The sequence below is a fragment of the Hyphomonas sp. genome, assembly GCF_016125515.1.
Classification (GTDB): domain Bacteria; phylum Pseudomonadota; class Alphaproteobacteria; order Caulobacterales; family Hyphomonadaceae; genus Hyphomonas.
Genome location: NZ_WGLO01000005.1, coordinates 130492 through 140185 on the forward strand (window position 1 = coordinate 130492; position 9694 = coordinate 140185).

The following is a 9694-nucleotide window of genomic DNA, read 5'->3' on the forward strand; positions in this document are numbered from 1 at the left end:
CTACTCGATCAGGACGAGCGGCTCGCCATATTCGACGGGCTGGGAATTTTGGACGTAGATGGCTTTGACGGTGCCGGCGCGGTCGGCTTCGACCGGGTTGAAGGTCTTCATGGCCTCGACCAGCATCAACGTGTCGCCCTTTTTCACCTTGTCGCCGACATTGATGTACGGCTTCGACTGTGGATCGGCGGAGAGGTAGACTGTGCCGACCATGGGCGACTTCACGGCATTGTCCGGGGCGCCCGAGGGGACGGCGACGGAGCCAGGGCCGACCGGGGACGGCAGCGCGGGCGCCGCGGCAACGGGAGCGGGGGCCGCCACGGCGGCGTGGACGACCTGCGGGCCGCCTCGTGCCACGCGAATCTTCAGGCCTTCATGCTCGATCTCGATCTCCCCGAGATCGCCCTCCCGGAGGATGGCGGCCAGCTCGCGAATGAGGCCGGTATCAAGTTTGTTTTTGGAAACACTCATGTTTTCTTAGCTCCCTGCCTGTCCGGAAAGCCGCAGGGCGGCTCCTAGGGCCAGTTCGTATCCATAGGCACCTAGCCCGGCAATCGACGCCGTTGCAACAGGGGCAACATAGTTGACGTGCCGGAACGCTTCGCGCGCCGCTGGATTTGACAAGTGGACTTCAATGACGGGAATCTTGAGTGATTTCAAGGCGTCATGAAGCGCGATGGACGTGTGGGTATAGGCGGCAGCATTGAGGATCAAGGCGCCGGCCTCGCGGCCGGCCTCCTGGACCCAGGTGACGAGCTCGCCTTCAGAGTTGGTTTGGCGCATCACCAGCGCCGCATCGGGCGCCAGGGCACGCAGCCGGGCATGGATATCTTCGAGCGTATCGCGACCGTAAATCTCGGGCTCGCGCGTGCCGAGCAGATTGAGATTGGGGCCACCGAGGACATATACCGGTTTCGACATGGGCCTCCGTTTGCGCTGGAACGCCGTGTGTTGCAAGAGGGCAACAGGAGCTGAGTGCGATGAAGATCATCCTGAATGGTGAACCGCTCGAAATCGGAGCGGGCATGACGGTGGCCCTGCTGGTGCAGCGCCTGTCCGACGAGACGGGGCGGGACCCGCGCGGTGTCGCCGTTGAGCGCAACCGGGAGATCGTGCCGAAATCCCTGCACGCGGCGACTCTGCTGGAAGAAGGGGACCAGATCGAGCTGGTCCAGTTCGTGGGTGGGGGCTGAAAAGAGGCCGCGAAGCCGTGCATAAACTGTCCATACGGGCCCCAAAAGTTCTGGACCCTCTTGTATCGGATCGAGAGGTTTCGCGCGGGGTGTGTTGACGCCCGCGCCGCGGACGGCCAGATCAGCGACATGACCTCCAAGACATCTTCCGATCCCCTCATCATCGCCGGCAAGGCCTATAACTCGCGCCTGATCGTGGGCACGGGAAAGTATGCGTCCTATGCCCAGAACGCCGAAGCGGCCCGCGCGGCGGGCGCCGAGATCGTCACGGTGGCGCTGCGGCGGGTGAACCTGTCCGACAAGAGCCAGGAGATCCTGTCAGACTTCGTGAAGCCGGAGGAGTTCACCTACCTCCCGAACACGGCGGGCTGCTACACGGCCGAGGAGTCGGTTCGGACGCTGCGCTTGGCGCGCGAGGCGGGCGGCTGGAATCTCGTGAAGCTGGAAGTGTTGGCGGACCAGAAAACGCTCTATCCGAACATGCCCGAGACGTTGAAGGCGGCCGAATCGCTGATCAAGGATGGCTTCGAGGTGATGGTCTACTGTTCGGACGATCCGGTCTATGCGCGCCTGCTGGAAGAGGCGGGCTGCTGCGCGATCATGCCGCTGGGCTCGCTGATCGGTTCCGGCCTTGGCATCATGAACCCGGTGAACATTCGGCTCATCGTCGAGGCAGCGCGGGTGCCGGTGATCGTCGATGCCGGTGTTGGCACAGCGTCCGATGCGGCGATCGCCATGGAACTCGGATGTGATGGTGTACTGATGAATACCGCCATCGCCGCCGCAAACGACCCGGTCCGCATGGCGCGGGCGATGAAGCATGCCGTGATTGCCGGCCGCGAGGCCTATCTCGCCGGCCGCATGCCCAAGAAAATGTACGCAGACCCGAGCTCGCCGCTCGCGGGCTTGATCTAGGCCGGCGCGTGAACACGCCGCGCGACTTCGATCTGGTGATCTTCGACTTTGACGGCACCTTGGCCGATAGTGCGGGCTGGTTCCGGTCGATCCTGCCGGATCTGGCGCGGCGGTTCGGATTCCGTTGCCCGGATGAAGACGAGCTGGAAGTGCTGCGCCACAAGCCGCCGCGCGACGTGATGCGTATCCTGAAGATCCCCCACTGGAAGCTGGTGCTGATCGCGGTGCATGTAAGGAAGCGTGCGGCGAAAGCGGAAGCCTTTCCGTTGTTCGGCGGCGTTCCGGATGTGCTGCGCGCGATTGCGGCGCGCGGCATCAAGATCTCGGTGGTCTCGTCGAACGCCGAGGGCAATGTGCGCCGCGCGCTGGGGCCGGAGCTGAGCGCGCTGGTTACGACGTGGAGCTGCGGGGCGGGGCTGTTCGGCAAGGCGAAACATTTCCGCGACGTGCTGCGCGCGACGAAGGTGGCGCCGGAGCGGGCGCTATCCATCGGCGACGAAATCCGCGACATCGAGGCTGCCCGCGACATTGGCCTGAAGGCGGCAGCGGTCACCTGGGGGTTCGGCATGAAGCCCGCGCTGGAAGTGGCGGAACCGGACGTGATGTTCGAATCGGTGAACGAGCTGCAGCGGTTTTTCGAGGGGTAAGTTTGCCAAGCCTCCCCAGCCCCCTCTCCCCACGGAGAAGGGGCTTGGAGCGTTTTACGCTTTGACCAGACCGATATCCCGCAGACGTTCCATCAGGAAATCCTGAGCGGTGATCGGTGGCTCGGCCTTGCCGCCTTCGGCGAGGCAGCCGGGCAGGGCCTCGATCAGGAAATCCTGATTGAAGTGCAGGAAGAACGGCGTGGAATAGCGCGGAAACTTCGAACGCTCCGGGGACGGATTGACGACGCGGTGCGTGGTCGAAGGCAAAACGCCTCCCGTGTAGCGCTGCAGCATGTCGCCGCAATTGATGACCAGGGCGCCGGGCGGCGGGTTCACGGCCAGCCACTTGCCGGAGCGATGCTTCACTTCGAGGCCAGCCTCTTCTGCGCCGAGCAGCAGCGTGATGACGTTGATGTCTTCATGCGCGCCCGCGCGGACGGAGCCTTCCGGCGGCGGATCCATCTGCGGCGGATAATGCAGCAGGCGGAGGATCGAGTTGCCGAAGTTCACCTTGTCGGTAAACCAGTCTTCGGAAAGGCCAAGGTGCAGAGCGACGCCCTTGAGGATGTCGGCGCCGAACACATCCAGCGACTCGTACAGGGCGCGGGTGGCGCGGTCGAAGTCCGCCACTTCGGAGACGGACGGCGTGTCCTTCATCGTCGCGCGGTAGGCTGAATCGGCTGGCAGGGCCCGGCCGGTGTGCCAGAATTCCTTGAGGTCGGCCTGGGCCTGGCCCTTGGCGTTCTCGGTGCCGAACGGCGTGTAGCCACGCTGCCGGCCGCCGGGCGCGTCGTGGTACTTCTCCTTGGCGTCCGCCGGCAGCGCGAAGAAAGCCTTGGTGGCGGCAAGGTTGTCGTCGATCGTCTTCTGGGCAACCGGGTGGCCAGTGATGACGGCAAAGCCCGTTTCACGGAAGGACCGGCCGAGCGCGGCGGCGAATGCGGCCTTGTCCGAGTGCCAGAGCGAATAGGGGATCGGTTCGAAATATTGGGTCATTCCGGCAGTTTGCCAGAAGCCCGCGCCGTCAGAAAGGGGGCAACGGCGCCCGCGACAGTATCAACGGCTTTTGCCGCTCACGTCGTAATAGAGCGAGAAGGGTATCGGCAGGGCGTCGCGCACGTATTGCTGGACGAACTGGTTCTGCTTCGAGATGCCGGTGCGGGGCACGTAGATGACATCGAACCGGCGCAGGGGCAGCCAGTTGGCAAGCTTCGGATCGCGAAGGCCCGCGCTGACATCGACGAGGGTGGAGCTGACTTCCCCGCCCGGCAGGCGGCGGATGAGCAGGACGTCCTTGGCCTTTGCATCGCGCGTCAGGCCGCCGGCCATGACGATGGCCTGATAGGGATCGATCTGGCCGGGCAGGTCGAACATGCCGGGCTCACGCACTTCGCCGCCGACGAACACCTTCTGCGAGGCAAACTCGGTCGCGACGACGTCGAGATCCGGGTCGCGCAGCTCGCTGGCGAGCGACTCGCGCAGGTCGGCGGCCACCTCATCCGGCGTGCGGGCCATGGCCATCAGCGGCTCTGCCAGCGGCATCCGGATGCGCCCGTCCGGCGCCACCACGAGTTCGCGGGACAGCTCCGGTGCGGTGTGGACGATCACTTCGAGCTTGTCGCCTGGGGCGAGCAGGTACGGCGCGTCCGCGAGGGCTGAAGTCGCCCAGGCATCAGCGGCGAAATCTGTTGAGGTGGCGGCAGGCGCAGAGGAGCAGGCGACCAGGCCGATCGTGGCCAGCACGGCGATGAGGGACGGACCGGAAAGGAGGCGGGCGCTCATGGGGCCTAGGCTTTCTCGCATGAACTTCTGCGCAATTCCTGCGCGCCTCAACCCATCGCTGTTAATGATTAAGGAAATATCAAATGGCACATGCGAATCCTCGAAATGGACCAATCTGAGTCAGGACAACCCATGCCGCTTTCCGGCGAAGACACGACAGGTTCGGCGGCGGCGCCGGCTGCCCGCCAGGCCGGGTTCGTGCGTCCCCGGCTGGGCGCGCTGGATGTCGCGGTCTATCTCTGGCGGGCCAAATGGTTGATGGCGGCGGTGTTCGTGCCGCTGCTGGTGCTCGGTGTGCTGGCGGCGGCGGCCTTGCCGCGCACCTATACGGCAACCTCGCGCCTGCTGGTGTCGCTGGGCGACGAGTACATGTATCGCCCGTCGGTGGGCCGGGACGACAAGGCCATGCCGATGTCGCCCGAGATCGAATCCCTCGTCCAGTCCGAGCTGGAGCTGCTGCGCAGCCCGGTCGTGGCGAAGGCTGCGCTCAACAAGGTGACCCTGGCGCGGGCCTATCCCGACATCGCGAAGGGCTGCAAACCGGAAGCGTGCGAGCGGCTGGGGATTGCGGCGGTCACCGAACACCTGACGGTCGGCGGAACGCCCAAGAACCTCGTGATTTTCGCGCATTTCGAGCACAAGAGTGCGGCGATGTCTGCGGAGATGCTGAATGCGGTTGTTGAAGCCTATCTGGTCTATCGGACGGAGATCTTCACCGACAACCGCACGGCCAGCTTCGGCGAGCAACGCAAACGGTTCGAAGCCGATCTGGCGCAGACGGACGAAAAGATCCGCGAATACCTGCTGGCGAACAACCTGACCGATCCGCCGACTGAACGCGATACGCTGCGCCAGCTGTATCAGTCCGCCAGCGGAGAATTGCTGCAGACGCAGTCGAAGCTGCGCCAATTCGAAGCGCAGCTGGCCAATTACCGGCGCCAGATCGAGAGTATCCCGCCCGATCAGGACCTCTATGTCGAAGATTCCAGCCAGCAGACGTTGACGGCGCTCAAGCTGGAACGCGAAGAGAAACTGTCGCGCTACCGCGCCGACTCGCGCGTCATCCAGGAACTCGACAAACGTATCGAGCAGTCCGAGGCCTTTCTTGAGTCGCGGCCGTCGCCGGGCGGTGTTGTGCGCCGGGGGCCCAATCCGCTTTACCAGCAGGTCCAGGCGTCGATTGCGACCTTGCAGTCCGAAGTGCAGGCGCTGAAGGGGCAGGAGGCAGAACTCAAATCCCAGATCGAAGCGTTCGAGCTGCGCCAGCGCCGGTTGGTCGAGCTGGAGCCAAACCTGGCCGAACTGGAACGCAGCCGGGATGTTGCGGAGCAATCGGTTCGCGCGTTTGCCGAACGTGAAGTCGAAGAGCGCGCGCGTACCGAGCTTAGCCAGCGCAGTGTGAACAACATCCGTCTGCTCGAGCCGGCGACGCCCCCGATCAAAGGCGAGAGCCTGAAGCTGCCGGCAGCGATGCTCGCGCTTCTGTTTGCCGGGTTTACGGCGCTGATTGTGGGGCTGGTGCGGGCCTTGACGCGCAACGGGTTTGCGACGCCGGGCGCGGTCGAGCGCACGCTGGGCTTGCCGGTGCTTGCCACCGTCCAGAAATACTGAATGGCCAGGCGGATCCGATCATGCGCGACCTGAGACAGGATCTGGCCGGCCTCTGGCGACTCGTATCGCAAATGAGCGCGCCGAAGGGCGGGCGCATGATCATGTTCCTGTCGGCCCATACCGGCGAAGGTGCGAGCAGCGTAGCGGCTTCGTTTGCGCTGATCGCCGCGAGCCGGTCGGCCAAGCCCGCCTGGCTGGTGGATCTGGATGTCCGGAAGAACACTCAGTACACGTCTTTTGTGCAAGGCATCATCAAGGATGCCGGCAGGCCGGGGCATGCGCTGGACGCCTCGCTTGGTACCGAACAGATCTACACAGTGGCCGGCCACGAGGCCGATCCTTCTTATGGCAAGCTGCTCAACGCACACCAGATCGATGGCCTGCGTCTTCTCGTGACACGGTTTCGCAGCGACAGGCTCGCGCCCGGCCAGAAGGTGCAACTGCGCACGGCGCCCGGCTGGTGGAGGGCGCTGCGCGCCGCGGCGGACTGGATCATCGTGGATGCGCCGGCCATCGACCGGACCCGCGCAGGCCTTGCCTTTGTCGGTCAGGCCGATGGTGTCGTACTGGTGGTCCGTGCCGACGACACATCGGCGATCGACGCAGCAGCGCTGCGTCAGGATGTTGAAGCACACGGTGGGCGCGTGATCGGTGTCGTCATGAACCGCTTGCCCGACGATGCCCGTCTGGCGGGCCGGTTCGAGGGGATCGGCTAAAGCTGCGCGGCGCCGTCGAAGCGGATTTGAGGAAATCGTCGAAGGTAAAGGTGACAATCGGCCGTTTCGGCGACCGCAACAGCAGCGCGGCGACACGCCACTGCGAGAAACGCCGCTTGATGCGATCCGGAGTGTATCCGTTGGCGAACAGGTCCGAAATCACGCCGGCTCGATGTAGGGCGAGTAGGCCGCGGCGCGGTAGACCTTCAGGGCCAGCACGCGGAGCTTGACGGGCAGGAAGGACGCCGAAGCCACCAATCGCGCGGCAGGTGCGAGCAATGGCACGCCTTTGACGCGCTGCGCGGCTGACAGGAGCGGCATGCGCGTCGCGGCCTCGGGATGGCGGGCCACCAGACGGGCGAAGTTGGCCCCCGATCTTCCGAACTTGTCGAGCAGCCGCTGGTCTGGTTCCAGTCCCAGATGGCTGGCCGAGTTATCGATATGGATGACCGGGAATGTTTCGACGACGCACAGGCCCCAGTCCAAATCTTCCCAGCCCCAGCCGGAAAATCCTTCATCGAACAGCACCGATGTGAGCACCGTTCGGTGTACGAGAATGTTGGAGCTGAAGACGTAGCGGCCGGGATCACTTCGGCGCGTTTCGGCATCGACGCAATCCGACGCGGCGGCCTGCGCATAATGCAGCCGGTTGCGTTGACTAGGCACGACCTGGTCGAGCGAGTAGCCACCTGCGATGAGAGCGGGCCCACCCGCCGCGGCCGCGGCCTCAAAGTAGCGGGCGAGGAAATCCGGATGGTCGGGCAGCATGTCGGCATCGATCAGCAGGATCCAGTCCGCCGGCGCGTGGGCGACAAGCCAGTTGCGGGCGAAGCTGCGCCCGGCGTTCTGTTGGGCGACATGCAGGAGGGAGGGGCCGGGATAGGTGGCCATGGCGTCTTCATGGGCGCGCACGAGGGCTGGATCATCCGAGCCGTCGTCATAGACCCGCAGGGCGCATTCCGAGGCTTCCGGCAGCGCGCTCAAGGCACGGATCAGGTCGCTGGCATTATCCCGGTAGGCAGGAATACAGATCGCCAGTCGCGCTGCGGAGGAGGGCACCTGCGGGATCATGCGGCTGTCCTATCGTGCCCGGTGCGGATCGCCAAGCAGGCAGGGCGCCGTCATCAGCATGATGTAGAAAACGAACCAGAATGAGCGCCGGTTGACGTATTCAAGGTCCAGTCGGATGCATTCGCGCACCTCTTCCTTGGTATGGACCGAGCCGCGCGACCCGTTGATCTGGGCCCATCCGGTAATACCGGGCTTGACCCGGTGACGGTGGGAGATCTGGGACAAGGTTTGTCCGTCGCTGCTGAATTCCTCGATGTCGAGCAGCAGGGTTGCCCTGAACCGCGATCTAGCGCGCGCGAGTCGGCCTTTGCCAGCCAGGCGCGGAACGTGCGCTTCTGGCTCCGGCGGCGGCGCAAGGCTCCGTGCATGCGATGTCAACGCGAGCAGCTGCGTTCGGTATCTGGAGTCATAACCGGGTCAGGGTAAGCCGGTATCGTCAATATCTGATCGAAGCAGCTTCTCGAATTTCAACGGCATGCGGGGCTTGCGGAGGCGCAGGGCTTTCAATAGACCCCATTTTTGCGCTGGAGAGGTGGCCGAGTGGTCGAAGGCGCGCCCCTGCTAAGGGCCTCAGACTTTCGCGTAAATCATTGATTATACGGCGCGAAGTTGGGCCCGACCCACACCTTCCCCGAAATCTCCCCCATTTGCGAAGTTCCACCCATGGGCGCGGAGCCTTGTGGAAAGATCGGCAGGCGCCAGCTTCGTGTACAGCATCGCGGTACGTGAATCTTCCCAACCGCCATTGCGCTGCAAGGCCACGAGATTGTGCCGCGAAGCGACCCAGAACCAGGTTGCCCAGGTATGCCGCAAGACGTGTGGCGTCACCTTCATCGGGCCATCAGCCTCGAGCCCGGCGTAGTCGCGAGCCTTGTTGAAGATCACTGCGAACTGGCCGCCGGAGTTGTTCTCGCGGATCCGGTAAGGCTGCCCCTTCGGCGTCAACATGACGGCGCCGTCGCCTGGCTCCAAGAGAAGGTGCGCCAACGTCCGTGCACGCTCGATCGATGACCAGCGCGAGATGCCGTTCTTAGGATCCGCGACATACGCCTCAGCGGTCTTCAGGTTGATGTTGTCCCACATCAGATTGACCAGCTCGCTGGTTCGACATCCGGTCCCAAGGAGAAGCAGGATCAGGCGCTCGCACATCGCAGGGCCGCAGCTGCGTTCCTCATCGACGCGCCGCGCACCCCTGATCAGCTGCTCCGCTTCTTCCGGCGTAAGCCAACGGATCCTGCGCTGCGCATCGGAGGGCAGGATAAGGCCGCCGCGGTTCTGGTGGTTAATCACGGCACGGATCGGCGTGACGGCTTGCCGGCGGCGAGTGACGGCCTTCGTGTTCGGGTAGAGCTCCCGGGCGATGGCATCGATCGCTGGGGGCGTCAGCGACGCGAGGGTTCGATCTGGACCGAGGTGGTCGAGCAGCGTCTTCATGTACCGGGCTTCGGCCGACTTGTGATAGGCGAGACCTTTGGCGGCCATGACTTCCTTCCGGTCCGCCATATACGGCACAGCAGCCTGGACGAATGTGGTCTGCGGACCCTCCGCGATCGCCTTGCGGATCTCGTCCTTGATGTCTTCGAGGCGGCGCGCCGCTACTCGCCGGTCAGTAGTGCTTGTGTGTTGATTGCCGTTGAGAATTGACCCTGGGAGGGCAGAAATTTCCACTGAGAACTGACCCATGTTTGAACCGGTCCCGGGCTTTGGCGAGCGGGGGACCATGGAGTGTTGGACATGGCATTATTGAGCGTTATCCGGC

Annotated in this window: 12 protein-coding genes; 5 read left to right on the forward strand and 7 right to left on the reverse strand. The window is 64.1% G+C overall.

Annotation, left to right across the window (positions count from 1 at the left end; translation table 11 throughout):
* Complete coding sequence (gene accB, locus GC148_RS05285) at positions 1-471, reverse strand: acetyl-CoA carboxylase biotin carboxyl carrier protein (protein ID WP_291069334.1); 471 nt, start codon at positions 469-471, stop codon at positions 1-3.
* 6 nt (positions 472-477) lie between these two features.
* Positions 478-921, reverse strand: a complete 444-nt coding sequence (locus GC148_RS05290; protein ID WP_291069336.1) for a type II 3-dehydroquinate dehydratase — start codon at positions 919-921, stop codon at positions 478-480.
* A 59-nt stretch (positions 922-980) separates the two neighbouring features.
* Here GC148_RS05290 and thiS point away from each other — a divergent pair, with 59 nt between their 5' ends.
* The 3 genes from thiS (at position 981) to GC148_RS05305 (ending at position 2755) form a co-directional block, all read left to right on the forward strand.
* Positions 981-1193 (forward strand): sulfur carrier protein ThiS, encoded by a 213-nt coding sequence (gene thiS, locus GC148_RS05295; protein ID WP_291069338.1) that lies wholly within the window; start codon positions 981-983, stop codon positions 1191-1193.
* 129 nt (positions 1194-1322) lie between these two features.
* Entirely contained in the window at positions 1323-2108 is a 786-nt protein-coding gene (locus tag GC148_RS05300) for a thiazole synthase (protein WP_291069339.1), read from the forward strand.
* Between the two features lie 8 nt (positions 2109-2116).
* Positions 2117-2755, forward strand: coding sequence for an HAD hydrolase-like protein (locus GC148_RS05305; RefSeq protein WP_291069341.1), 639 nt, complete (start codon positions 2117-2119; stop codon positions 2753-2755).
* 54 nt (positions 2756-2809) lie between these two features.
* Here the strand turns inward: GC148_RS05305 and GC148_RS05310 are convergent, their stop codons facing one another.
* Together GC148_RS05310 and GC148_RS05315 are read right to left on the reverse strand one after the other, a co-directional pair.
* Positions 2810-3751 carry a 2-oxoglutarate and iron-dependent oxygenase domain-containing protein gene (locus GC148_RS05310; protein ID WP_291069342.1) on the reverse strand — a complete coding sequence of 314 codons (942 nt, stop codon included), beginning with the start codon at positions 3749-3751 and terminating at the stop codon, positions 2810-2812.
* A gap of 60 nt (positions 3752-3811) precedes the next feature.
* Positions 3812-4537: a polysaccharide biosynthesis/export family protein gene (locus tag GC148_RS05315; protein WP_291069343.1), complete on the reverse strand. Its 726-nt coding sequence runs from the start codon at positions 4535-4537 to the stop codon at positions 3812-3814.
* A 132-nt stretch (positions 4538-4669) separates the two neighbouring features.
* Here GC148_RS05315 and GC148_RS05320 point away from each other — a divergent pair, with 132 nt between their 5' ends.
* Both GC148_RS05320 and GC148_RS05325 read left to right on the forward strand, forming a co-directional pair.
* Positions 4670-6148 (forward strand): Wzz/FepE/Etk N-terminal domain-containing protein, encoded by a 1479-nt coding sequence (locus GC148_RS05320; RefSeq protein ID WP_291069345.1) that lies wholly within the window; start codon positions 4670-4672, stop codon positions 6146-6148.
* Between the two features lie 20 nt (positions 6149-6168).
* Positions 6169-6864 carry a hypothetical protein gene (locus GC148_RS05325; protein WP_291069347.1) on the forward strand — a complete coding sequence of 232 codons (696 nt, stop codon included), beginning with the start codon at positions 6169-6171 and terminating at the stop codon, positions 6862-6864.
* Positions 6865-7023: 159 nt separating this feature from the next.
* On the opposite strand, the gene GC148_RS05330 is transcribed toward GC148_RS05325, so the two are convergent.
* The 3 genes from GC148_RS05330 to GC148_RS05340 form a co-directional block, all read right to left on the reverse strand.
* Positions 7024-7935 carry a glycosyltransferase family A protein gene (locus GC148_RS05330; RefSeq protein WP_291069349.1) on the reverse strand — a complete coding sequence of 304 codons (912 nt, stop codon included), beginning with the start codon at positions 7933-7935 and terminating at the stop codon, positions 7024-7026.
* A 9-nt stretch (positions 7936-7944) separates the two neighbouring features.
* Positions 7945-8160 (reverse strand): sugar transferase, encoded by a 216-nt coding sequence (locus GC148_RS05335; protein ID WP_291069351.1) that lies wholly within the window; start codon positions 8158-8160, stop codon positions 7945-7947.
* Positions 8161-8529: 369 nt separating this feature from the next.
* On the reverse strand, positions 8530-9618 hold the full coding sequence (locus GC148_RS05340; protein WP_291069353.1) for a tyrosine-type recombinase/integrase: 1089 nt from the start codon (positions 9616-9618) through the stop codon (positions 8530-8532).
* Positions 9619-9694 lie beyond the last annotated feature (76 nt).